The following is a 26,807-nucleotide window of genomic DNA, read 5'->3' as shown; positions in this document are numbered from 1 at the left end:
AACTTGGATGTTTGAGTTAGGAACACTTAAGAAAATAATTAAATACATAATAATTAAGATGTTATGAAGAATAGATTACTCCCTTTATTTGTTGTTTTAGGAACTATATCTGCCTACTCGCAGGTTGGTATAGGAACATTAAACCCAAAATCTTCTGCTCAATTGGAAGTTTTTTCTAACAACAAAGGTATGTTGATACCACAGATTGCCTTAACAAGTACAGATGATAAGAAGACAATTGAAAATGGTAATATTGTTAGTTTGTTGGTTTATAATACTACTAATAATGCAAACATTACCCCAGGTTACTATTACTGGTTTGACAATAGATGGAATAGAATGCTAATTTCTGGTGATCTTACTGCTGCTGCTGGTAATTCTGTACCTGGTCCTAAAGGTGAGCCTGGATATCCGGGTGAAAATGTTACTATTTATACCGATAAATCTACAAGTACAGTTTATGTTCAAAATTCTGACGGAACATGGTCTCCGATAAATGGAAGCGGTGGGGTAGCTGGAAAAGATGGAAAATCTGCTTTTGAAATTTGGAAAGAGATTCCTGGAAATGAAGGAAAAACTGTAACAGAATATTTGGCAAGTTTAAAAGGAGACAAGGGAGACAAAGGGGAAGTTGGCGTAGCTGGCGGAAGCGGAATACCTGGCAATAAAGGAGAAGCAGGATATCCCGGAGAAGGCATTACGATGTATGTTGATAATACAACCGGAGATGTTTATGTTCAGAAACCTGATGGTACCTGGACACCAATCAATGGTAAAGACGGAGAAGTTGGAACAGCCGGAGGTAACGGAGTACCTGGAAACAAAGGAGAAGCAGGTTACCCTGGAAAAGACATCAATATTTATACGGACAAAGAAACCAGTACAGTTTATGTTCAGAATGCAGATGGAACCTGGACACCTATTACAGGTGCAAAAGGAGACAAGGGAGACAAAGGTGAAGTTGGCGTAGCTGGCGGAAACGGAATACCTGGCAATAAAGGAGAAGCAGGATATCCTGGAGAAGGCATCACGATGTATGTTGACAATACAACCGGAGATGTTTATGTTCAGAAACCTGATGGTACGTGGACACCAATCAATGGTAAAGACGGAGAAGTTGGAACAGCCGGCGGTAACGGAGTACCTGGAAACAAGGGAGAAGCAGGTTATCCTGGAAAAGATATTAATATTTATACGGACAAGGAAACCAGTACGGTTTATGTTCAGAATGCAGACGGCACCTGGACACCTATTACAGGCGCAAAAGGAGACAAGGGAGACAAAGGTGAAGTTGGCGTAGCTGGCGGAAGCGGAATACCTGGCAATAAAGGAGAAGCAGGATATCCCGGAGAAGGCATTACGATGTATGTTGATAATACAACCGGAGATGTTTATGTTCAGAAACCTGATGGTACGTGGACACCAATCAATGGTAAAGACGGAGAAGTTGGAACAGCCGGCGGTAACGGAGTACCTGGAAACAAGGGAGAAGCAGGTTACCCTGGAAAAGATATTAATATTTATACGGACAAGGAAACCAGTACGGTGTATGTTCAGAATGCAGACGGAACCTGGACACCTATTACAGGTGCAAAAGGAGACAAGGGAGACAAAGGTGAAGTTGGCGTAGCTGGCGGAAACGGAATACCTGGCAATAAAGGAGAAGCAGGATATCCTGGAGAAGGCATCACGATGTATGTTGACAATACAACCGGAGATGTTTATGTTCAGAAACCTGATGGTACGTGGACACCAATTAATGGTAAGGACGGAGAAGTTGGAACAGCCGGCGGTAACGGAGTACCTGGAAACAAGGGAGAAGCAGGTTATCCTGGAAAAGATATTAATATTTATACGGACAAGGAAACCAGTACGGTTTATGTTCAGAATGCAGACGGCACCTGGACACCTATTACAGGCGCAAAAGGAGACAAGGGAGACAAAGGTGAAGTTGGCGTAGCTGGCGGAAGCGGAATACCTGGCAATAAAGGAGAAGCAGGATATCCCGGAGAAGGCATTACGATGTATGTTGATAATACAACCGGAGATGTTTATGTTCAGAAACCTGATGGTACGTGGACACCAATCAATGGTAAAGACGGAGAAGTTGGAACAGCCGGCGGTAACGGAGTACCTGGAAACAAGGGAGAAGCAGGTTACCCTGGAAAAGATATTAATATTTATACGGACAAGGAAACCAGTACGGTTTATGTTCAGAATGCAGACGGCACCTGGACACCTATTACAGGCGCAAAAGGAGACAAGGGAGACAAAGGTGAAGTTGGCGTAGCTGGCGGAAGCGGAATACCTGGCAATAAAGGAGAAGCAGGATATCCTGGAGAAGGCATTACGATGTATGTTGATAATACAACCGGAGATGTTTATGTTCAGAAACCTGATGGTACCTGGACACCAATCAATGGTAAAGACGGAGAAGTTGGAACAGCCGGAGGTAACGGAGTACCTGGAAATAAAGGAGAAGCAGGTTACCCTGGAAAAGATATTAATATTTATACGGACAAGGAAACCAGTACGGTTTATGTTCAGAATGCAGACGGAACCTGGACACCTATTACAGGCGCAAAAGGAGACAAGGGAGACAAAGGTGAAGTTGGCGTAGCTGGCGGAAGCGGAATACCTGGCAATAAAGGAGAAGCAGGATATCCCGGAGAAGGTATCACGATGTATGTTGATAATACAACCGGAGATGTTTATGTTCAGAAACCTGATGGTACCTGGACACCAATCAATGGTAAAGACGGAGAAGTTGGAACAGCCGGAGGTAACGGAGTACCTGGAAATAAAGGTGAAGCAGGTTACCCTGGAAAAGATATTAATATTTATACGGACAAGGAAACCAGTACGGTTTATGTTCAGAATGCAGACGGAACCTGGACACCTATTACAGGCGCAAAAGGAGACAAGGGAGACAAAGGTGAAGTTGGCGTAGCTGGCGGAAGCGGAATACCTGGCAATAAAGGAGAAGCAGGATATCCTGGAGAAGGCATCACGATGTATGTTGACAATACAACCGGAGATGTTTATGTTCAGAAACCTGATGGTACCTGGACACCAATCAATGGTAAAGACGGAGAAGTTGGAACAGCCGGAGGTAACGGAGTACCTGGAAACAAGGGAGAAGCAGGTTATCCTGGAAAAGATATTAATATTTATACGGACAAGGAAACCAGTACGGTTTATGTTCAGAATGCAGACGGAACCTGGACACCTATTACAGGCGCAAAAGGAGACAAGGGAGATAAAGGTGAAGTTGGTATAGCTGGCGGAAGCGGAATACCTGGAAACAAAGGAGAAGCAGGATATCCTGGAGAAGGCATCACTATGTATGTTGATAATACAACCGGAGATGTTTATGTTCAGAAACCTGATGGTACCTGGACACCAATTAATGGTAAAGACGGAGAAGTTGGAACAGCGGGAGGTAACGGAGTACCTGGAAACAAAGGAGAAGCAGGTTACCCTGGAAAAGATATTAATATTTATACGGACAAGGAAACCAGTACGGTTTATGTTCAGAATGCAGACGGAACCTGGACACCTATTACAGGCGCAAAAGGAGACAAGGGAGACAAAGGTGAAGTTGGCGTAGCTGGCGGAAACGGAATACCTGGCAATAAAGGAGAAGCAGGATATCCTGGAGAAGGCATCACGATGTATGTTGATAATACAACCGGAGATGTTTATGTTCAGAAACCTGATGGTACCTGGACACCAATTAATGGTAAGGACGGAGAAGTTGGAACAGCGGGAGGTAACGGAGTACCTGGAAACAAAGGAGAAGCAGGTTACCCTGGAAAAGATATTAATATTTATACGGACAAGGAAACCAGTACGGTTTATGTTCAGAATGCAGACGGCACCTGGACACCTATTACAGGCGCAAAAGGAGACAAGGGAGACAAAGGTGAAGTTGGCGTAGCTGGCGGAAACGGAATACCTGGCAATAAAGGAGAAGCAGGATATCCTGGAGAAGGCATCACGATGTATGTTGATAATACAACCGGAGATGTTTATGTTCAGAAACCTGATGGTACCTGGACACCAATTAATGGTAAAGATGGAATAGATGGAAAAGATTTTGAATACACAGACTTCACTCCAACACAATTGGCAGGTTTAAAAGGAGACAAAGGCGATAAGGGAGATGCTGGAAAAGATTTTGAATACACAGACTTCACTCCAACACAATTGGCAGGTTTAAAAGGAGACAAAGGAGACAAAGGAGATGCTGGAAAAGATTTTGAATACACAGACTTCACTCCAACACAATTGGCAGGTTTAAAAGGAGACAAAGGAGACAAAGGAGATGCTGGAAAAGATTTTGAATACACAGATTTCACTCCAACACAATTGGCAGGCTTAAAAGGAGACAAGGGAGATGCGGGTGTGCAAGGACCAATTGGTTTAACAGGAGCGACTGGCGCACAAGGTCCAATCGGTTTAACTGGAGCAGCAGGTGTAAAAGGAGATAAAGGGGATAAAGGGGATACTGGATTACAAGGTCCAATTGGTTTGACAGGAGCAACTGGAGCAACTGGCACACAAGGTCCTATCGGATTAACTGGAGCGACAGGTGCAAAAGGAGATAAGGGAGATACTGGATTACAAGGACCAATCGGTTTAACAGGAGCTACTGGCGCACAAGGTCCTATCGGATTAACTGGAGCGGCAGGAGCAAAAGGAGACAAGGGAGATACTGGAGTACAGGGTCCAATTGGATTAACGGGAGCAACTGGCGCACAAGGTCCTGTAGGATTAACTGGCGCAGCAGGTGTAAAAGGAGACAAAGGTGATACAGGAGCACAAGGTCCAATCGGGTTAACTGGAGCAGCAGGCGCAAAAGGAGATACTGGATTACAAGGACCAATCGGTTTAACAGGAGCTACTGGAGCAACTGGCGCACAAGGTCCTATCGGATTAGCTGGAGCGGCAGGAGCAAAAGGAGACAAGGGAGATACTGGAGTACAGGGTCCAATTGGATTAACGGGAGCAACTGGCGCACAAGGTCCTGTAGGATTAACTGGCGCAGCAGGTGCAAAAGGCGACAAAGGAGATACAGGAGCGCAAGGACCAATTGGTTTAACAGGAGCAACTGGAGCAACTGGACCACAAGGTATTCAGGGGGTTGCTGGAATTGGCGGAAAAACTAATGCAGGAACAAATGTAAGTATCACGGGAGCAGGGACAGATGCTAGTCCATATGTAGTAAATGCCATAGTTCCTCAACAAGCTATAGATGAGTTTACAGCAACTGTCGGCCAAACTAACTTTACATTAGCGGCTGCACCGTCTTCTTTAGCTAAAGTGAAATTATATATTAATGGTGTTCGTATCGATAATGATGCATTAGCCGTAATTGGAAACGTTTTAACTTATAAACCTCTAAACAATGGTGCTTATTCATTGATGGCAAATGATAATATTATAATTGATTACTTAAAATAGTATTAAAATTAGCAGGTTAAACTTTGTAGTGGTACTAAGTTAAATGTAGCTTGAAAGGGGGTATAACTTTAATAAAGTTATGCCCCTTTTTCTTTTAAAACTAATAAAAATTAGCTGTAAAATTGACCTTATTTTGATATAGCAATGACTTCTAGAGGTCGTAAACTCTTTACTATGCTTCTAATTTTGCACTTTCATTTAGAGTGATTTTAAATGATAATGTAAAATTAAATTTATATAAAATGATAAAAGATTTACAACGTCTTCAGTTTGTCTTGAAAAAAGACAGAATAGGTTTAAACTTTGTTTTTAGTTTTATAAGCCTGCTACTATTATCTCAAAATAGCCAGGCTCAATTAGTTAATAAGGGAAATTTAAAAGTAAGTGGTAATACAATATTGTCAATCTACATGGATTACGATAACACAACCACTGGTAATTTTATTAATGATGGGCAGGTACATGCTTTTCAGAATTACAATAATGATGGGATTGTTTCTTATAGTGAGAAAAATTCAGGAACAACATCTTTTACGGGCGAGCAGGAACAAATAATTACTGGTTCTCAGATTGCTGATTTTCAAAATGTTGTTTTTAATAATTTGACATCTTTAATGCCTTTTCAACTTAAAACGGCAATTAAAGTTGATAATAATTCGGATTTTAAAAACGGAATCATTAATGCAGGAGATTACAATGGTAAAATGATTTTTGATGAGAAAGCATCGTATACAAATGTTGGAAATCAAAGTTTTGTAGATGGAATGGTGCAAAAAAAAGGAAATAGCATATTTGAATTTCCGGTTGGGAATCAACTTTTTTACAGGCCAACAATTGCTGGATCTTCATCTGATATAAAAAATGTTTTTACTACACAATATTTTTATCAAAATTCGAATGCTCTTTACCCTCATTCTCAAAAAGAGGAAACAATTTTAACAATAAACGATGCTGAATATTGGAAAGTAACACAGGAAAATGGGACTGAAAAAATTGTATTGAGTCTGACTTTAAATGATAAGACGACTCCCTCGACATTTTTTAACACCCCATCAGGAACCAAACTTGCTATAGTACGTTGGGATGACACACTTCAAAAATGGGTTAATTGCAAAGGAGAGACAAGTGATCCTGCCCAAACTGAAAACTTTGAAAAACTTTTAACAGCGCCTGTAAATGGCTATGGAATTTTTACTATGGCCATTGTGAAAGATGACTTCCCAGAGAATAAATTGATTGTTTACAATGCTGTGTCTCCTAATGGTGATGGAATTAATGACAGTTTTCATATTAAAGGAATTGATAAGTATCCAGACAACGTGGTTGAAATATATAACCGCTGGGGAGTAAAAGTATTTGATGCGAAATCTTATAATGAATCAGATAATATGTTTAGAGGATATTCAGATGGCCGTGCAACGATAAATAGAGGAGAAAAACTACCAACGGGAACTTACTTCTACATATTGAAGTACAATAATACGAAAAAAGTAGTGGAGCAATCCGGGTACTTATACATAAACAATCAATAATATAATAGAACATAATAAATAGAAATAATGAAAAAGCTTTTTTATATAGTATCATTATTGTTTTTAGGCATTCTCGGGGCTTCTGCGCAACAGGAATCGCAATATTCGCAATACATGTATAATACTATGACTTTTAATCCAGGATATACCGGGTCAAGAGAGGTTTTAAGTGCTATGGCATTATACAGAACACAATGGGTAGGCCTTGATGGAGCACCAAAAACGATGAATTTTTCGATTCAGACACCATTGGGATATCATGGAAATGGTCTTGGATTAAATGTGGTAAGTGATCAAATTGGACCAACAAAAAATACTGGTTTTATGGTGAATTATGCGTACACTATTATGCCAACGGATGAGTTGAAAATCTCATTTGGTATCTCGGGAGGTTTTGACAATTTTGAGGTTGATTACACAAAATTAAATACGGAAAGTCAGGATCCATACATGACAGGAAGTGAATCTCAGTTTTCTCCAAACGTAGGAGCTGGGGTTTATTTCCACACTTTTAAATGGTATGCCGGAATATCGGTGCCGAAATTATTAAAAACAGAGTTTTATGATGATGTAGCTGCATCTGTATATTCGACTAAAGCCCATTATTATTTAATGGGGGGATACGTTTTTGATATCAATCCGTACTTAAGGTTTAAGCCTGCAGTACTAGCTAAATTTGTTGTAGGCGCACCAGTAGCTGTTGATATGTCAGCAAATTTCCTGATTAATGATAAATTGACTCTTGGGGCTGCATATCGTTGGGATGCCAGTATTAGTGCATTAGCTGGTTTTCAGGTGACTGATGGAATTCAAGTTGGTTATGGATATGATTATGATACTACAAATCTTGGAAATTACAATTCAGGATCACATGAGATATTTTTAAGATTTGATTTATTAAGTAAATCGAAAACGAGATTGGTAAGTCCAAGATTCTTCTAATAATGATTAATACAAAATAAGATGAGTTCTAAAAAAGTAAAAGTTGTTTTCGTATTTCTGGGTATGCTGTTGACTCATGTCAGTAATATTACGGCTCAGGATAAAAAACTGGAAAAAGCAAATGAGGCTTATAATAAATTTGCTTTTATTGAAGCGATTAAATTATATAAGGAAGAAATAAATAAAGGTGTAAGTACAACAGAGATTTATAAAAATTTAGGTGATTGTTACTATTATAACTCGAATTATACTGAAGCAGCTCAATGTTATTCTAAGGTCGTGACAAGCACTAACAGCTTTGATCCCGAATATTATTTTAGGTATGCACAAGCACTTAGCAACGCTAATGATTATAAAGCTGCTGAAGCGGTTATGAAATTGTATTACTTAAAAACGGAAAAAAAAGATTTAAGTGAAAACTGGAATGAAAAGAAATTATTGGCAGAGATAAAAAAACAATCTGGTCGTTATGACATTAAAGCAGTAGAACTTAACTCTCCATTTTCAGATTTTGGAACTTCCTATTGGAATAACGACAAAGTAATTTATGCGTCAGCAAAAGATACCGGTGTTATCATTAAAAGAAAACACAGTTGGAATGACAAATCATTTTTAAAATTATATACTGCCGATATTACAACTGATAGAGGATTGCAGAATCCGGTTCTGTTAAAAGGAGATGTTAATACAAAATATCATCAAAGTACACCAGCAATAACAAAGGACGGTAAAACTATGTATTTTACCAGAAGCAATTATAATGATGGTAAGCTGGGAGCTGATAAAAATGGAACTACTTTTCTAAAAATCTATGTAGCTGAAAATATTAAAGGTGAATGGAAAAATGTGAAGGAATTAGGATATCCTTTAAATGGTGATGGTTTTTCATCTGCACATCCTGCATTAAGTCCAGACGAAACGGAACTATATTTTGTTTCAGATCGAAATAATAAATTTGGCAACTCAGATATATATATAGTCAGTATTAAAAAAGATGGTTTTATTGGTAATGATATAACCAAATTAAGCGACGAAATTAATACATTAGGTAGAGAAACGTATCCGTTTATGGATGCATCGGGAGTTTTGTATTTTTCTTCAGATGGCCTTCCAGGACTTGGTGGCTTGGATGTATTTGCAGCAATCAAAGATGAAAATGGTTTGTATCATGTTGTAAATGCAGGAGATGGAGTAAACACAAATAATGATGATTTTGCTTACGTAATTAAAGGTGAAACTAAAAAAGGGTATTTTTCATCCAATCGAAATGGAAATGATGACATTTATGGTTTTACTGAAAATCGACCAATTGATTTTGGTTTTGATATAAAACCACTTGTATTTGGGACATTAAAATACGTAGCAGGTGAACCGATTGAAGGAGTAGCTATTGAAATTTATGATGAGAATAATGAAAAAGTAACTACTGTATATAGTGATGTAGAAGGTAAATACGAAGCAAATTTATTCCCGTATAAAGATTATAAATTGGTATATAAAAAAGAAGGTATTGCTGAGAAAGTACAACCAGTTATTCCATTAAAACCGACAGAGAAAAGAGAGTACTCAAATGATTTTATCAACGAGATGGAAGTAATAGTTAATAATGTAAAAGTACCAATTCATGAAGGGGATGATCTAACAGATAAATTAAAATTAAAACCAATATATTTTGATTATAATGGTTATAAAATTAGAGAGTCGTCTAAAGTAGAATTAGATAAGATTGTTGAAGTATTGAAAGTGCGTCCAAGTATTTATTTAACGATTAATTCGTACACGGATAGTAGGGGAAGAGATGATTTTAATATGAAATTATCAGAAAACAGAGCAAAAGCTACTTTAGATTATATTGTCTCACATGGAATTGAGAAAGAAAAAATAAAAGCTAAAGGATATGGGGAAACTCATTTAATCAATAAATGTTCTAATGGAGTAAAATGTTCTGAAGCTGAACATCAACAAAATAGACGTTCAGAATTTATTATTAGTGTAAATAATAAATAGTTGAATCCGTCAGCGTTATATTAAATTAGTAGTTAGACAAAAAAGGACATCCTACAGGATGTCCTTTTTTGTTTATTTAACATTGAGTTTTATTGTTTTGATGAATTTTTGGAAGAATGTTGCTTAATAAAATCTTCAGAAGGCTTTCTTTGAAAAATTTCGTAATATTTTGATGAAAAATAACTTAATTTGCTATAATTCAATTCGTAAATTACATCAGTTAAAGAAATGAATTTGCCACTTTGTAAAAGTTTTTTGGCCAGATTCATTTTTTCTATAATAAAAAGATGATTTGGTGTATCATTAAAACACTTTCTAAATAATATCTTATATTTCGATTCAGACATTCCTGCCATTGAGGCTAGAAAAGTTACTGAAGGAAATGAACCAAATAAATTGTTAGTAAGATATTCTTTAGTTCTATTTATAGCTTCTTGTTCATTTTCAGTTATATTGTTTTTTGGAGCTTGAGAGTCATAAAATTTATTAAAAAAATTGCCGAGTAATCTTAATGAGATACCTTTAAGTAAAGGCTCAAATGATAAATCATAAATTGATTTGTTTTTGATAGATCGAATCAATAAAATGCTATTGCTATCAATATTGCCATAATGATAAAAGACCCTTTTACCGTCCTGTTTTTTTTGCTTCACTTCTTCTTTTGTAGAATGCTTTGCTATAAAATCATTTAATAACTTTTTATCAACCAATATTCTTACAGCAATTGTTCTTTCGTTAATAGCAGGTTTGAAAGAGCTTTCAATTTCATTATCTATAATTGCAAGATCAAGTTTGTCATAAGATCCAATTTCATAATCTTTATTATTGATTTTTATCAAATTTACATGCTCACTTAAATCAAAATGGAAGATATATAAATCATTTTCAGATGTCTGTCGGGTTATTTTTAAAGGAACTGTCGCTGTGAAATCGATAAACAAAACTGATATACCGGGTATTATTTGTGTGAAATATGAGTGCCCCTTGCCAATATTATCAGGAATAATAATAATTTTATTATCTATAAATTTTGCTTCAATTTTCTCTGCAAACTCTTCTTGCCATTCTGGCGTTAGACTATAATAATGTGTGATTTTTTTCATATGCAAAATAATAATTTTAATAAGAGAACTCAATTACACCCTATCTCAGTACTGAAAAAATCACAACTGTTTTATAAAAGTCTTTGGTGATATTCCGAAGTTTTCTTTAAACTTTGAAGCAAAGTAGGAGTTATTAGTAAAGTTTAATTGATCTGAAACTTGGGATATTGACAATTGGTTGTTTTCAAGAAGCTCTTTTGCTTTTAATAATTTATTATCCATAAAAAACTTGTTAGGTGTTGATCCTGTTATTTTCCTAAATAAATTTTTAAATTTTGATTCAGACATATTAGCTTTTTTTGCCATATTCGAAATGCTAGGAAAAGGATCCTGGATATGTTCAATTAAAAATATTTGCGTAGTAATAATGCTATTGAGATCAGCCGTATTTACCGTTTGAATTATAATTCTTTGAGTTGACATCTTTTTTAAATAATTTGAAATAAGCATTTGTACTGTACCTATCATATTTAAGTTAAAAATTGAACCGCCAACTTTTAATTTTCTTAAATCATTCAGTAAATGATAACTTTCACTGCTCATTCTGTCAAATCTGACAATAGTATTTTTTGAAGAGTCCGTTATTTTTTCAATATCGTGAAGAGGTATGTTATTCTTTTTTACAAATTTTTCAATCATTGTTTTTTTTATAAAAATACAAAGTGCATATGCACAACTTCCAGCTTTGACATTGTAATCAGTTTCCAATGCTCCGTCAAGTACTGATAAATTATATCGCCAGCGACCAACATCATAAACAGAGCTGTTACTTAAAACTGTTGCTTCACCTTCTGTCAGGTTATAATAAAGCCCAACAAAGTCGTTATTTTTATTTTTTTGGATGAAACGAAAATCTTTATTGTATAATACATTAACATAATAAGCAATTATTCCTTCTCCGCATTCTAGAAAATATCTTGTACCCGTTTGAAGATCTTCTGGCATAATGATAAAATTGCCATCAATTTTTCCTCCAAGTTGTTTTGCAAAATTTTCAATCCATGTTAAATCTGCACCATAAGAATGTTCAATTGTTTTCACTGAAGTATTTTTTATATAAAGTTAGTTTAAATTTATTTTACTGTTGTTTGTAATGGTTTGATATTAAGTGGTTTGATTTTTTTTTTTGTAATAAAAAATGCATTTTTTAAGCTCGCACAACTTCTATATATTATGGTATCAGTACCAGTTAAAACAGCAGTAATTCCATAACATTTGTCATTGGCTGCTTTCATAATTAGCCTCCATTTTTTGAGTGTGGACTCTATTTAAAATTAGATTTTAGAATGGAATTGCTATGCTACAATAGCAAAGTCACTGATATGTTGCTGGATATATTGTTTGATTTTATCGGCTTCTGAATTCATAATTCTAAAAAATTCTTTGTCTAAATCGTTAAATTCCCAGTACTTAGGGTATAAATCAAAAATATCTTCAGCTGTTCTGGCTATTTCAAGTTCCGATTTATTTTCAAAATAAATTCTTTTAGCCTTATTTAAATGAGCGGCCATTTCTATTGCTCCCCATTTTTTTAGTATTTCAGAAAATAGAGATTCAAAAATATAACTGCCATATCCGTTTTTAATCAATTCTAAAAAGCCTCCTGTTGTAATTTCGCCATATAATATATTGTAGGCGATTAATGTATCCTGTGGATCATTAAAATTATCATCTGTTTCAATGTCCGTAATTTCATAATACTTAGAAAGTAGTAAATAGAACAAATCCCATGTATTGTCGCTATAATTTAAAAGTTCTTCTTTTTTAATGTATGGTAGTTTTTTTTTAACTGTTGCAGTTTTTTCCATTGATTTTTTCTCGATTTTCATTTTCGTTTTCATTTTTTTCATTTTAAATTTAGAGAGAAAGATTTCTGAATTTCTAATTTTAGTAGCTCAAACTATTCTCAATTAATCCCTTTTATATTCATTTTTATTTAAAATTAAGAGATACTCTTTTGTAAATTATTTTTGTATTTTATATTTATAGCAGAAGTTTTATAAGACCTCCATTTCTTTTTATTTTTTCATTATCTGGAAGAAATAAGTTGTGCTTATTTTTAGTTTAAATCAAATTTAAATAATTATTTGAATCTTAATTTATAAAATAGTACTTAATTTAACTATTTGAAAACAAATTAAATAGTGCTTCGTGTTTAGTCTTTTTCTGATATTTTTAGAGCTTTTTATGGCAATTTTGGTTTTTTATTTAAACGATAAAAAATTTTAAAATTTAAGTATTACCCGTTATGATTTTTTTTCTCAAAAATCAGTTTTTTAAAAGTCTTATTTTAATATTCTAATGACTTGAGTTGGAGGATAAATCTATAAATCTGCTTTAACTTTGACATAATCCTTTGCTGAAAAGGAATAAATAAAGTTATGTCTATCTTTAGACTTGTACGAATTATATGATTACTTCTAACTTTTCTTTGGAATTTGGTCTAAATGCGGACGAAGCAAAAAAACTAAATAAAATGTACTTTAAGAATCGCTATAAAAAACGGCTCCAAGTTCTTTTGGGATTCATTTTATTTGTTTCTGTTTTTTACGATTTTTTTGATGTTAATAATAACAGTGATTTGATTATATGCATAATACGAAATCTGTTTTTTATAGTTGTTTTTTTTATTTGCCAGAAGCCAATTGTCCACACAGTTTGCAAGCTTATCTTTCAGCTAATTAAAAAGCTTTTGACATTTGAAAAGTTTGTAACAAAATATAGATTCAATTTTACGAGTTCCTTTATTTATGTTCATGCCCCATTAGGTGAATTTGCTCATAAATGGAACCAGGTTGAAAAAGCAATTCTGACTAAAGATTTTTTCTTTTTATATGTTAAGGAGAAAAATGCCTATATTATTTCTATTTCCTACAAGAACAATAATAAGAAGATGGCAGAATTAATTGCGTTTATAGAAAGCAATGTAATATGCATCACAAAAGTTTAGTTGATTATATTTTGAATAGTAGTAGTAAGTAAAATTTTATTTCAATTGTTGTTACTAGTTGATTGAATTGGTAATTGTTGTAGAATGTAATTTTGTAATTAACAATTGGAATATTATTTTACTTCTCATTTATTATATAGTAAATTCCTTCTTTCTATTCTAATGCAGTTATTATATTTTTAACCTGCAATATAAATTTTTAATTGTGTGTTCATTACGGTAAAAAAACCTCATTTTATTTGTTTTTGGACGTATTGTGATATTTTCAATTTTTAAGTGATATTATCTTTGCACTTCAATTGTTTCAATTTTAAAAAGATAATGAATTAATGAAACCGAGAAAATTATTTTAAAACAATTTTATAATCAAAAAATGAAAAGAGAAAAGGTTTTAGTGCGTGATAATAAAGGTGTTTTCTTAAAAATGTTTAAAAGAAAATTTAAAAATGAGTTTGATTTTTTTGAAAATACATTTCTGATTGATAATGAAAACGATTATATAGATTTTGATCGATCTATTTTTGTGGTTTATGATAAATCTGAAATGATTGACTATCTTAAATTAGAAAAAAAAGGATCAAATGTTTTAGTTTGTTTATTCAATAAGCAGTTATACAGTAGCTTAGCTTTTTTACAAGAAATTAATAATCTGATCTTACTAGATGAATCTAAAACAAAACCTGAGATCATAAAAGATTTACAAGCACATTTTAATAATACTTCAAAAACTGATGGGCAAATAAATAAATCTTTATTTGGGAGCTCAGCAATTTTTCAAACACAATTTCAAAATTTATATAGTGCGCTTTTTTTTCTACTGTAGTTTGTATTTAGCGAGTTTTGTAAACTAAAAGTTATTTCATATTAATTCACTTCAAAATGTAGGATAAAGGTTGCTCAATATCCTACATTTTTATTTGCCAGTATTTTTTTTTAATAGGTTATAATCTACTAAGGATTGTAATCTTTACTCATTTTGAATTTCTTTCGGAGAACTAATTTGTCCTGATATAGTTTTCTAATCTCTAGATTTATTTTACCGTATTTTTTTAATAAAATCATCTACCTGCTCTACTAAGTTTTTTCGGTTTTCTTTTTCTAAGACCTTAATAACATTAAATTCTGTTGTTTAGTACCTTTCAAGTGATAGTTAAGTTAGAGGATGTGAGACATTTTGAGAGTCATATCCAAAGATATTTTTCAATAGATGTTTTTATAACTAATTGATAATAAAGTACAAGGCGTAGAAGTTAATTTATTATTAACTCAAAGAGCAAAAAGAGTTGCAATTTTAACATTAAAGATGCGTTATCTATCATGCAAACTTTTATTTTTGCGCCTTAATTTAACACGTATAAGCATGAAAGATCTATTAGTAAAAATCAACGCCGAAATTGACACATTCAAAGCAGAAGCTGAATCTTTAACTGAAAAAGGTATTAAAGCTGCTGGACCAAGAGCACGTAAATCAACTTTAGAAATTGAAAAACTTTTAAAAGAATTCAGAAAAGTTTCTATCGAAGAATCAAAAAAATAATCTTTTTGAATTGAAAAGATAAAACCTCGTTTAAGGAATTAAACGAGGTTTTTTTATAGTTAATTTTTGAGCATTTTGATAAATTATTTTTCAGTACGCTTGATTCTATCTTACTCTATAATTCCTGACCGTGTTGTAATTATGTTATCTTTTTGTTTTACTAAAAATATATAACCAGAAAAAGGTTTTGTTTTTATAGTATGATTTAGAACAATGCAATCATCGGTATAACTCAAAACATCATATTTGAAACCTCCCCAGGTTAAAATGCTGTCTTTTGTTGCAGACCATTTTAGAGGAGCTTCTACAACATCGTTTTCTCCAAAATATTCCTGAAGTTCACCTTTACTATTTCTCTCATATCGATGACTCAATTTATCTTTATCGAATTTAAAATGGGTAAAATGTGATGAATTTGAATTATAATATACCCAATGTTCATCAGGTTTTGCTATAAGACTTTCTTCAATAGGATTTAGTTCACTACAGCTTATCAAAACAAATATTAGGGCTATAGCATAAAATTTTGTTTTCATAGGAAATGATTTAAAATAAGAATAAATATAAAGTATTATTAGATAATTCAATTGGTTTTTCGACACAATTGAATTTTAGCTATTGATATAGAATTTCCGTCAGTTATTAATAAACGGTACTTTTATAAAACCTTTTTCTTTATTCAAATCATTCTTCCTCTAGTTTTCTCCATTACAATAAAATCTGGTAAATTACAGTAATGCAAAAAAGTTCTTTTAATGGTTGGTAATTGTAAGAGATAAAATCAGTATTATTTCTTGATTCACATTCTTCGTCCTAAGTTCTTTCATAAGATTTATCAATTGATTTGAAATTTTACAAACATTAATATAATAGCTGGTTTGTATATATTATATTAGCAACAGATTAAAGGATTAGAAAGATTAAATTAAAATCTAGTGAATCTACACGGTCTGTGTGAACAAAAATAGCATATGAAAATATTGATTTTTTTATGTGTTTTAAGAAAATTACAAGAATATGAAAGTTGGACTTTTTATACCCTGCTATGTCGACCAATTTTATCCGAAAGTAGGTATTGCAACGTATGAGCTTTTACAAAAATTAGGTTGTGATGTTCATTTTCCAATGGGACAGACCTGTTGTGGACAACCGATGGCAAATAGCGGATATCAATATTTAACCAAAGGCTGCGATGCCAATTTTATCGCCAATTTTTCTGGTTTTGATTATATCGTTTGCCCTTCAGGAAGTTGCGTTTTGCATGTAAAAGATCATTTGCATGATGAAAAACAAGAGGAATTAGCAACTGAAATGCGTAAAAAAGTTTTTGAATTAACAGAGTTTATTACTGATATTCTAAAAGTAGATCATATAGAAGGGAGCTTTCCCTTTAGGGTCGGAATACATACCAGCTGTCACGGACAGCGCGGTTTAAAGCTCTCGCAGATGACCGAACTAAACGCTCCCTTTTTCTCTAAACCCGAACAATTATTACACAATATAAAAGGACTCGATTTGGTTTCTTTGACCAGAAAAGATGAATGTTGTGGTTTTGGAGGTACTTTTTGTGTGACTGAAGAAGCAGTTTCAGTAAAAATGGGACAAGATCGAATTAAAGATCATGAAAACCACAATGTTGATTACATAACAGGAGGTGATATGTCGTGCCTGATGCATTTGGAAGGAATTCTGAAAAGACAAAAAAGCAACATCAAAACGATTCATATAGCCGAGATATTAAATTCATTGGAAAATTAAAAGATTCCTTTTAACTCACAAAAGATGTCTTCAGAAAAAATAATAGAACACAGCGAAGCAGCAACACGTTTTAACAAAGATGTGGAGCGTGTAAACTGGCATGATGAAACGCTTTGGTTTGTTCGTGAAAAACGTGATAAATCGGCACATCAAATTCCGGACTGGGAATTACTTCGTGAAACCGCTTCTCAAATCAAAAATAATGTGCTGGCCAATATGCACGATTATTTAATTGATTTTGAAGCAAATGCTCAAAAAAACGGAATCATTGTGCATTGGGCAGCCGATGCAAAAGAACATAATGAAATTGTGCATTCAATTTTGCAACAACACGATGTAAAGCAAATGGTGAAATCAAAATCAATGCTTACAGAAGAATGTCATCTGAATGATTATTTAGCGGATAAAGGCATTGAAGTTATCGATTCAGATTTAGGAGAATATATTGTTCAGCTTCGTAAAGAACCACCAAGCCATATTGTTCTACCGGCGATTCACCTTAAAAAAGAAGATGTAAGTGAAACTTTTCACGAACATTTAGGAACTGAAAAAGGAAATTTTGATCCACAATATTTAACAGAATCTGCAAGACGAGAACTTCGTGATACATTTTTAACGCGCAAGGCCGCTTTGACCGGAGTTAACTTTGCTATTGCCGAAACAGGAGAGTTTGTAGTTTGTACCAACGAAGGAAATGCAGATATGGGTGCGCATTTAGCCGATGTTCACATTGCCTGCATGGGATTCGAAAAACTGATTCCCGAGCGCAAACATTTAGGCGTTTTTCTAAGATTACTAGCCAGAAGTGCAACGGGACAGCCAATTACCACTTTTTCAAGCCATTTTAAAAAACCAAGAGACGGAAAAGAAATTCACGTTGTCATTGTCGATAACGGAAGAAGTACGCAATTAGGAAGAGCAGATTTTAGAAACTCTTTAAAATGCATTCGTTGTGGCGCTTGTATGAATACTTGTCCGGTGTACAGAAGAAGTGGTGGACATAGTTACCATAATGCCGTTGCCGGACCAATTGGGTCGATTTTAGCGCCTAATTTAGACATGAGCAAAAATGCCGATTTACCTTTTGCAAGTACCCTTTGCGGTTCGTGTACAAATGTATGTCCGGTGAAAATTGATATTCACGACCAGTTGTATAAATGGCGTCAGGTTTTGGTAAAGGAAGGGCATACGCCAACTTCAAAAACTATTGCGATGAAAACCATGGCAACCGTTTTAGCGAATCCCACGGTATTTAATCTGGCTGGAAAATCAGGAAGATTTGTAATGAAAAACATTCCAGGATTAGTTAATAATAAAATGAACAAATGGTACGACCAGCGCGAAATGCCTGAAGTTCCGGAGGAATCTTTTAGAGAATGGTATAAGAAAAATTCAAGGGAATCTAAAGCAAAAAAAGATGAGTAGTAAAGCTGAAATTTTACAAAAGATAAAAAACAGTCAACCGAACGGAATTGCTGATTTACCTGATCTAAAAGTTTTAGGTTCTGATCAGTTTGATGTTTTTGAAATGTATAAAACAGTATTGAAAAACATTGGAGGAAATCCGATAGAAGTGGCTGATTATGATGAAGTACTAACGTATATCAAGAATAATTACCCACTTGAAAAACGAATTATAACTACACTTCCGGAACTATCTGAAATATCCCTTTTAGATTGGAAAAACGAAGACCCGCATTCGCTTAAAGATGTGGAATTAACGATTATAAAAGCGCATTTTGGAGTAGCTGAAAATAGTGCACTTTGGGTAACAGATGATATTCTAGGACAACGCGTTGCACCTTTTATCACACAATATTTGGCAATCATAGTAAATAAAAAAGACCTTATTCCGACAATGCATCAGGCCTATGACAGAGTTGGAAACCAGGAATATGGTTTTGGAACTTTTATCGCAGGCCCTTCTAAAACGGCTGATATTGAGCAATCTTTGGTTTTAGGTGCGCATGGTGCGAGAGGATTAGTTGTTTTTTTGATGGATTAAAAATACTTCACTTCATAAAAGAATTATTAAAACTGTGTAAGTGTCTATGGCTTAGCACAGTTTTTTTGTTTATTAGATATAAAAATTAACTATGATTATAGATATCTTAAAAAAGACAGTATTTATTTGTTTTGTTTTACCTATTTTGTTTGGTTGTCAAAACAACAAAGGCGCAAAGGATATTACGTCGAAAAATTTAAATGAACTTATTTTTAAAAAGTGGCTTAAAGACACTATTGATATATTAAAAAAAGAGAATCATTCAAAATATAAAAAAGAAATACGAATAAGTTCAGATTCATTATCAATGGATATTGAAAAAAGATTCGATGAGAAAATTGATCCTAAAAACATTCTTAAAATAAAGAATAAAGAATTGAGTTATGTACTGGATTTATTAGATAGAAATCATGATTTGCCTAAAGATCAGTTTAGATTAAAATTTGTTATCTCTTCGTATTATTCAGTGTCAATGGTTAATCAATTAAAGTATGAATATGATAGTGAGATTAAGTCGCTACAAATAATTAAAGGAAATCAGATAGAAAAATATAAGTTTTTGAAAGGTAATTTAATAGAAAAAAAGATTGCAAAGTAAGTTTTGCAACTCTCTGAAATACTCTGCTAAAAAGCTGGTACTTCTTTAATTTATTTAAAAATCATTTTTTGTAAATTTGAAATATGAACATAAATATCAAAGACATATCAATCAGACGTGTTATAACTTCTGATTTACCCAAACTAGCAGAATTTCTGCAATTCCTAGTTGCGGCAGAACGACCATTTGACCCCACACTTAAAGAGGGAGAAATATTCTATTATAACATAGAAGATTTTATATCTGATGAGAAGTCAGAAATTCTGGTTATCGACTATAAGCATCAAATTATTGGCTGTGGATATGCTCAGATCCGATCAGCAAAACCATATCAAAAGTTTGAATCATTCGGATATTTGGGTTTTATGTATGTGAGCCCTGAATTTAGAGGAAACGGTTTTAATAATATATTACTTGATGATCTTAAAAAATGGATTCTGTCTCAAGGAATAACTGAGATTAGACTGGAAGTTTACTCTGAAAACGAAGCAGCAATTAAAGCTTATGAAAAGGCTGGCTTTAAACAAATATCAACAACAATGCGTTGTGATATAAGTTAATGGAAGTATTCTTGATAAAAAGCTGCTAAAAATCACTGGCTTTTAGTCTAGAAAGCAAATACGAACCACTCCTAATTAAGAGTGGTTTTTTTATAAGTATAAATGTGTTAAAAAGAGAAACAAAGGATAAAATCTTATAAGTAAAGAAGTAATGCAATTTTTATCTATTAATTTTTATGAAATATCTATAAAATTAACTTATAATTGTACTTTTTACACCAAGCAAAAAATATTTATTTTGAAGTATTTTGTTTTACATCTCCTTTTTTTAATAGGTTTTTCTTCTGTATGCTCTGCACAGGATAATCCAATAAAATTTCTTGATATTTCTGATGGTTTGTCTAACAATTCTGTAACCACCATTTTTCAGGATAGTGATGGTTATCTTTGGTTTGGAACTTATGATGGATTAAATCGTTATGATGGTTATAATTTCAAAGTTTTCCGAAACAGAATCAACGATGAAAAATCACTCCTTTTTAATACCATTTATAACATTGAAGGCGATTCCCGAAAAAACATTTGGGTTGGAGGTTCAAACGGTATCTGTATTTACAATAAAAGAACGGCAACATTTCACCCGGTAGAATATGTTCTGTCCAACAAAAAGCCTAAAGTTTTAAAAGATATTATTCATCAAATGCGATCAGTTTCTGCTGAACTTGTTTTGGTCGCATCTCAGAATTTGGGTTTAATTGCTTTTGAGAACGGTTCTTTTGTCGGGAAACAAATTCCGCTAAAAGTTTTAGGGAACAATATCAGCATCAATAATTATGATGCCATTGCTATTCAGGACGACAAGAAAAAAGGCCATTCCTGGATATATGTTCGTAATGTTGGAATTTGCAGTTACAATTATCAATCAAAAAGTCTAAAGTCTGTTTTCTCCTTTTCTAAAGAAGTGAAAGCAATGAAACTGGCTTCTGATGGTAATCTTTGGCTGGGAACCGACGAAGGGATTTTTATGTTCAATACAAAATCCGGTGCGCTTTCAGAGAATTATTTTTCGAATAAATGCAGCGTTACCGATATTCTTCTTGACGCGAAAAATGAAATCTGGATCACAACAGACGGCTGTGGTATTTATAAAATTAGTGGAACAAATAAGAAAGCCAGTTCTTCTAATATTGTAAACGATGTACAATTAGCCAAAAGCAACTCAGTTTGGAGTTTGTACGAAGATAAATCGGGAAATAAATGGTTTGGTTCGTTGCGCGGTGGTATAAGTATGCTGAGCAATACGCCTAAATATTTTAAAAGTATTCGTTACAATGCGACGAATCCGGCCGAAAACTTTATTTTATCATTTTGTGAAGATGAAAAGAAAAATTTATGGGTAGGTACAGATGGTGCAGGATTGAAATACTGGAACCGAAAAACCAATTCCTATAGTAATTACAGCAATAAATTATCGAGTCCGTTTATTACCGGAATTGTAAGGGATAATAATAACGATATTTGGCTTTCGACCTGGAACGGCGGTGTAAATAAGATCAATGCGAATACTAATACGGTTACCCAATATAATTGCTTTAATCCTTTTACCAAACAAATTGAGAAGAAAATCTGGCTGGTGTATAAAGATTCAAAATCTAATATTTGGGCCAGCGCAACCAACGAAGGGTCTTTGTATTGGTTTGACAGCTCTAAAAACAGTTTTGTTCTTTTTGATAAATCGATTACGAATCTGCAATCTTTGATCGAAACCAGTGACGGAAAACTTTGGGGCGGAAATTACACGACTTTATTTTCTTTCGAAAAAAATAGCAGAAAAATTTCTAAAACAGTTATTGGAAATCCGATAAGATGCATTCATGAAGACAAAGACAAAAATCTATGGCTGGGCACTCAGGAAGGCGGATTGTTATTATTTGACAGAAAAACAAATACTTTCAAAAGGTTAACTACAGACGACGGTTTGCCATCAAATACGATTTTGAGATTGCTTGAAGATAAAGAAGGCAATCTTTGGATGAGTACCTATAATGGAATTTGTCGATTTGACAAGAAACAAAAAACCTTCCGTAATTTCTCTGTAAATGATGGTCTGCAAAGCAATCAGTTTAGTTTTAATGCCGGAATTAAATTGTCCACGGGAGAATTTTTATTTGGCGGAATTAACGGTTTCAATATCTTTTTTCCGGAAGCAATCAAAGGATTCAATCAGCAGAATAATTTATTGCTGACAGATTTCTATGTAAACAATCAGCCAATTGAAGAAAGCAAAAATGATTTGGTTTCTGAATGGGAATCTGGTAAAATAAAAGAAGTGAGCCTGCCGTACGATCAGACTACTTTATCACTTGAATTTGTTGCATTAGATTATAACAATGCCGACAAAATAAATTACGCCTATTATTTAGAGGGCTGGGATGCACAATGGAATTATGTAGGTCAGGCCCGAAAAGCAAATTATGCGAGATTAACCGAAGGGAAATATACTTTTAAAGTAAAAACAACTAATTTTAAAGGTGGATGGAACAAAGAAATAAGTCTTGTAATAATAGAAATTTTGCCGCCCTGGTACAGAACATGGTGGGCTTATTCTGTCTATTTATTAGCGCTGGCTGGAATTCTTTTTGCGTATTTGGAATATCATAAAAATAAAGAAAAACTAAAATACAAAGTAAAGATTGCAGAACTGGAAAGCAAGAAAGAAAAAGAAGTTGCCGAAAAACAATCGTCGATGTTTACTTATATCTCGCATGAGTTTAGAACGCCGCTTTCGCTGATTATAAATCCGCTGAAAAAAGCAGTTCAGAAAGAAAGTGTTCAAAACGGATCTTCGGGAAGCGACTTGGCAATTGCGCACCGAAATGCCCGCAGACTTTTGAGTTTGGTAGATCAGCTTTTGCTTTTTAGAAAAGCCGAAAATGATGCTGACTCGCTTAGATTATCATCCATAAATGTAAATAGTTTATGCAACGAGGTATATCAATGTTTTGTCAATCAGGCAAAGGATAAAAATATTCAGTACAACTTTCATATTCCGGATCACGAAATTGTAATTATTGGGGACTACGAAAAAATTGAAATTTCATTATTCAATTTAATGTCTAATGCTTTTAAATACACACAAGTTGGCGGTGAAATTAATCTTATACTGACAGAGACTGTTAATGAAGTAGTATTGGAAATCTCTGATAATGGTGACGGAATTGAAAAAAAGGACATTGAGGTCATTTTTGAGAAATTCAAACAAATCAATTCGAAAGTTTCGGTGGGAACAGGTTTCGGAATTGGGCTTTATATTGTAAAATATTTTGTAGAAAAACACAAAGGAATCGTAAGCTGCAGCAGTGAGGTTGGAAAAGGCAGTACATTTAAACTAGCATTCCTAAAAGGAAACAGTCATTTCGAAAATGCCGAGATTACTAATAATGCACCACAAAGAAGTCAGTTATTTGATGAATTAAGCGGAGATGATCTGGAAGAAAATGTGAGTACGCTAAATCTGTCTCTTGCAGAGAGTGATTTTCAAACGATCATGCTGACTGATAAACGTACGGTTTTAATTATTGACGACAATGCCGAAATCAGAGCATATCTGATCAAACTGTTCTCAGAAAATTACATCGTTTACAGTGCTGAAAACGGTGAAGAAGGATTGAAACTTACCAAAAAACACATGCCGGATTTGGTGATCAGCGATATCACGATGGAACAAATGGACGGTTTAGAGTTATGCCGTAAAATAAAGGAAAGTGATAGTTTATCTCATATCCCGGTTATTTTATTGACAGCATCTAAGAATCCGGAAACGCATTTGCAGGGAATTACAGATGGTGCCGATGATTATATAACAAAACCTTTTGATGATGATATTTTAGTTGCCCGCGTAGAATCGTTGTTGCGTAACCGAAGTAATTTGCGAACTTATTTCTTAGACAGCATAACGCTAAAAGAAAACACTCAGAAAGTTCCGGTTGAATATCAGGAAATTTTAAAAAAGTGTATTGACATTGTTGAAGCCAATATTCATAAAAGAGATTTTACAATTAAAAACTTCGCCCTCGAAATGGGAATGAGTCACAGAACACTTTATACCAAAATCAAGATTATTTCTGGTCAGACTTTAAATGCATTTATTCGTTCGGTCCGAATTCGAAGAGCCGCAATGTTGATGCTGACAGAAGATATGAATATCGCACAGGCAAGTGCCGAAGTTGGTTTTGAAGATTCAAAATATTTCAGACAGCAGTTTGTAAAACTCTTCGGGATGACACCTTCAGAATACATCAAAAAGTATAAGAATTCGTTTAATTCTGACTTGAATATCATTAAATAATCATCCTTTAGAATTTTATTCTTTGAATACTCTTTTGTTTTTTGCAGGAGAGAGCAAGAATCTTTGAAAAATATCAAACGTTTTAGTTGTAAATCGAGAATTTTTCAATAATTGCGAATTTTGTAAAAATACATGATTATTTTTTTGTACTTGTTAATTTTAAATCTAAAATAATGGTTAATTTCCATTTTGACCTCCTTTTTTTTCCATTTTACCCCTCCTTAGAAGCGCGTATTACATATTTCTTTGCACTTATAGTAATCTATTTAAGTAGTTACTGTGTAATAAATAAGTGTTTATTTTTTTTGGTAAGTTTTTAATCCGCTTAAAGAATGGGCCTTCTTTAAGATAAGATTGTAAGAGTTGGTTTTACGTATTACTTATCGACCCGCAATTAAAAAATTGCGGGTTTAAAAAATAAAAATAAAGACTTTTTGTATTGTGAATTAGCAATTCGTTTAGAGTAAAAAAAAAAAAAGAATATTAACCAAACTTTACTAAAATGACAAAAACCAAACCATTGCCTTTTGATTGTCCTTTTTCTTTGTCAAAAAGAGAAAGACAATCCAGATTCTCTTCAAAAATGAGTTTACCTCATTTTCAACAACAAACTTTACTAGCATAAAACAAACTAAACTAACCTAACCTTAAAATTTGAGAGATGAAAAAAAATATATTTTTATTTTTTCTTGCCCTTTTTGCCGTCCTTTTTACCGGATGTCAAAATAATGAATCTGGTTTTCCTAGCTCTGATGATCCTACAGTTGTAGTTTCGACCAAAGAGATTTATGGAGCACCAAGCCGAAAATTCGAAATTAAAGCTGCTCTGGCAGATGATTTAGGATTAAAAAGTGTTCAAATTCAAATTCCTGAATTATCACTTGATAAAGTGATCACGTTTGCAACAAGTCCGTTGCTTGAAACTTACGACTTAAGTTACTTCTTCGAAATCCCTGCAAACCGTGGAACTTCTGAAGCTTTCAAAATAAAATTGATTATAACCGATGTTTCCGGAAATGTTGTTAATGAAGAAATCAATCTTCGTTTAGACGGAGAATTTGCTGCGCCATCTATAAGTATGGTTACTCCAAAAGAAGGAGCTGTTATTTTATTGTCAACAAGTAATGAAATGCCAGTAAATTTTGTGGTAAATGATGATTCAGGAATCGATTATGTTCAGGTAAAATGTGAGGCTTTAGGTATTGACGAAATGGTTCAATTAACGGGATCACCTCAATCTTATACTTTCAACAAAACGTACACATTGCCTGTAACAGCTGCAAATTATGTGTTAACAGTTACGGCTAAAGATAAATTCGCAATTCCGAATACAGGCTCTTTAAACATCAATATTGTGGCAACTAACGAATATCCTGCTATCTATTTATGCGATCAGCCAAAAGGTACAAACCTGACTACTGATGCTGTGGGTGTGCCAATGTATTTCCACGAGAAAAACGGACAGGATTTCGAATTTAAATATTATGCTGATAAAGACAATAAAGAGATTTATTTCTTAGGTCAGGAAGCGGACTTTGCCCCACATTGTTTCGGATTAAATGCAGCTGGAGGCCTAGTAGACGATTTAACTGCAACTCCAATTATTTTACCAACTAAAGGATATTACAACATAAAAGTAAATCCAAATACACTGGCATATACTGTGACAAAATACACACCTTCAAGCAAAGTTTGGGCTGATGTTGCCAACGGATTATGGCATGATGACGAAGCCTTAAGAAGACCATTTGTGAGTGTTTGCGGTGGCGGAATTGATGGTGCAAACTGGGATACCTGGAATGCATGGGTAACGACAAAACTTCACTTGGCAAATAATGCAGCAAACCCTTACCAGTTAGTTGGAGAATATACTTTAACAGGACAAATGGAAGCGACTTTTACGGGGCAGTGGTGGAATCCGTCATGGAGATTAATTAAAAATGGTATCTGTACCATGTCGCCTGGAGAAAACGGAAATGCTAAATATCCAGCAGCTCCCGGAGTTTATAAAGTAGTTCTTGATACAGAGTTAGAAAGAATATTTATAACAAAAAAATAAGT

20 protein-coding genes are annotated in these 26,807 nt (G+C 33.8%); 15 read left to right on the top strand and 5 right to left on the bottom strand.

Annotation, left to right across the window (positions count from 1 at the left end; translation table 11 throughout):
- Positions 1-63 precede the first annotated feature (63 nt).
- The 4 genes from AC3ITQ_RS18455 (at position 64) to AC3ITQ_RS18440 (ending at position 9,947) form a co-directional block, all read left to right on the top strand.
- Complete coding sequence (locus tag AC3ITQ_RS18455) at positions 64-5,466, top strand: collagen-like domain-containing protein (RefSeq protein WP_489235603.1); 5,403 nt, start codon at positions 64-66, stop codon at positions 5,464-5,466.
- 242 nt (positions 5,467-5,708) lie between these two features.
- Complete coding sequence (locus AC3ITQ_RS18450; RefSeq protein ID WP_489235602.1) at positions 5,709-6,998, top strand: T9SS type B sorting domain-containing protein; 1,290 nt, start codon at positions 5,709-5,711, stop codon at positions 6,996-6,998.
- 27 nt (positions 6,999-7,025) lie between these two features.
- The gene (locus AC3ITQ_RS18445; protein WP_489235601.1) at positions 7,026-7,940 is read left to right on the top strand and encodes a PorP/SprF family type IX secretion system membrane protein; all 915 of its coding nucleotides are present in this window, start codon (positions 7,026-7,028) and stop codon (positions 7,938-7,940) included.
- 21 nt (positions 7,941-7,961) lie between these two features.
- Positions 7,962-9,947, top strand: coding sequence for an OmpA family protein (locus AC3ITQ_RS18440; protein WP_489235600.1), 1,986 nt, complete (start codon positions 7,962-7,964; stop codon positions 9,945-9,947).
- Between the two features lie 89 nt (positions 9,948-10,036).
- On the opposite strand, the gene AC3ITQ_RS18435 is transcribed toward AC3ITQ_RS18440, so the two are convergent.
- Genes AC3ITQ_RS18435 through AC3ITQ_RS18420 form a run of 4 tightly spaced genes read right to left on the bottom strand, consistent with a single transcriptional unit; the run spans position 10,037 to position 12,891 of the window.
- Positions 10,037-11,050 (bottom strand): helix-turn-helix domain-containing protein, encoded by a 1,014-nt coding sequence (locus AC3ITQ_RS18435; RefSeq protein ID WP_489235599.1) that lies wholly within the window; start codon positions 11,048-11,050, stop codon positions 10,037-10,039.
- Between the two features lie 60 nt (positions 11,051-11,110).
- Positions 11,111-12,091 carry a helix-turn-helix domain-containing protein gene (locus AC3ITQ_RS18430; RefSeq protein ID WP_489235598.1) on the bottom strand — a complete coding sequence of 327 codons (981 nt, stop codon included), beginning with the start codon at positions 12,089-12,091 and terminating at the stop codon, positions 11,111-11,113.
- Between the two features lie 32 nt (positions 12,092-12,123).
- Positions 12,124-12,285: a hypothetical protein gene (locus tag AC3ITQ_RS18425; protein WP_489235597.1), complete on the bottom strand. Its 162-nt coding sequence runs from the start codon at positions 12,283-12,285 to the stop codon at positions 12,124-12,126.
- 60 nt (positions 12,286-12,345) lie between these two features.
- A complete protein-coding gene (locus tag AC3ITQ_RS18420) occupies positions 12,346-12,891 on the bottom strand; it encodes a DMP19 family protein (RefSeq protein ID WP_489235596.1) in 546 nt (181 codons plus the stop codon).
- Positions 12,892-13,742: 851 nt separating this feature from the next.
- On the opposite strand from AC3ITQ_RS18420, the gene AC3ITQ_RS18415 reads away from it, so the two are divergent.
- From AC3ITQ_RS18415 to AC3ITQ_RS18405, 3 genes are all read left to right on the top strand, one after another.
- Positions 13,743-14,000: a YcxB family protein gene (locus AC3ITQ_RS18415; protein WP_489235595.1), complete on the top strand. Its 258-nt coding sequence runs from the start codon at positions 13,743-13,745 to the stop codon at positions 13,998-14,000.
- A gap of 373 nt (positions 14,001-14,373) precedes the next feature.
- Entirely contained in the window at positions 14,374-14,823 is a 450-nt protein-coding gene (locus AC3ITQ_RS18410; protein ID WP_489235594.1) for a hypothetical protein, read from the top strand.
- 537 nt (positions 14,824-15,360) lie between these two features.
- Positions 15,361-15,537 (top strand): histone H1, encoded by a 177-nt coding sequence (locus tag AC3ITQ_RS18405; protein ID WP_072973729.1) that lies wholly within the window; start codon positions 15,361-15,363, stop codon positions 15,535-15,537.
- Positions 15,538-15,647: 110 nt separating this feature from the next.
- Here AC3ITQ_RS18405 and AC3ITQ_RS18400 read toward each other — a convergent pair whose 3' ends face one another.
- The gene (locus tag AC3ITQ_RS18400; protein ID WP_489235593.1) at positions 15,648-16,073 is read right to left on the bottom strand and encodes a hypothetical protein; all 426 of its coding nucleotides are present in this window, start codon (positions 16,071-16,073) and stop codon (positions 15,648-15,650) included.
- A gap of 481 nt (positions 16,074-16,554) precedes the next feature.
- Here AC3ITQ_RS18400 and AC3ITQ_RS18395 point away from each other — a divergent pair, with 481 nt between their 5' ends.
- From AC3ITQ_RS18395 to AC3ITQ_RS18360, 8 genes are all read left to right on the top strand, one after another.
- Complete coding sequence (locus AC3ITQ_RS18395; RefSeq protein ID WP_489235592.1) at positions 16,555-17,295, top strand: (Fe-S)-binding protein; 741 nt, start codon at positions 16,555-16,557, stop codon at positions 17,293-17,295.
- A gap of 24 nt (positions 17,296-17,319) precedes the next feature.
- On the top strand, positions 17,320-18,720 hold the full coding sequence (locus AC3ITQ_RS18390) for a lactate utilization protein B (RefSeq protein WP_489235591.1): 1,401 nt from the start codon (positions 17,320-17,322) through the stop codon (positions 18,718-18,720).
- Positions 18,713-19,300: a LutC/YkgG family protein gene (locus AC3ITQ_RS18385; RefSeq protein ID WP_489235590.1), complete on the top strand. Its 588-nt coding sequence runs from the start codon at positions 18,713-18,715 to the stop codon at positions 19,298-19,300. Before AC3ITQ_RS18390 ends, AC3ITQ_RS18385 begins: the two co-directional genes overlap by 8 nt.
- 91 nt (positions 19,301-19,391) lie before the next feature.
- Positions 19,392-19,898, top strand: coding sequence for a hypothetical protein (locus AC3ITQ_RS18380; RefSeq protein ID WP_489235589.1), 507 nt, complete (start codon positions 19,392-19,394; stop codon positions 19,896-19,898).
- Positions 19,899-19,981: 83 nt separating this feature from the next.
- Entirely contained in the window at positions 19,982-20,458 is a 477-nt protein-coding gene (locus AC3ITQ_RS18375) for a GNAT family N-acetyltransferase (RefSeq protein ID WP_489235588.1), read from the top strand.
- Between the two features lie 238 nt (positions 20,459-20,696).
- Positions 20,697-24,746 (top strand): hybrid sensor histidine kinase/response regulator transcription factor, encoded by a 4,050-nt coding sequence (locus AC3ITQ_RS18370; RefSeq protein WP_489235587.1) that lies wholly within the window; start codon positions 20,697-20,699, stop codon positions 24,744-24,746.
- A gap of 502 nt (positions 24,747-25,248) precedes the next feature.
- Positions 25,249-25,371, top strand: coding sequence for a hypothetical protein (locus tag AC3ITQ_RS18365; RefSeq protein ID WP_262987436.1), 123 nt, complete (start codon positions 25,249-25,251; stop codon positions 25,369-25,371).
- Positions 25,372-25,407: 36 nt separating this feature from the next.
- Positions 25,408-26,805: a cadherin repeat domain-containing protein gene (locus AC3ITQ_RS18360; RefSeq protein ID WP_489235586.1), complete on the top strand. Its 1,398-nt coding sequence runs from the start codon at positions 25,408-25,410 to the stop codon at positions 26,803-26,805.
- Positions 26,806-26,807 lie beyond the last annotated feature (2 nt).

The organism is Flavobacterium sp. KH_001 (assembly GCF_057840745.1).
The sequence above is the reverse complement of the archived record's forward strand: the minus strand, read 5'-3'. Positions and strand labels throughout refer to the sequence as shown.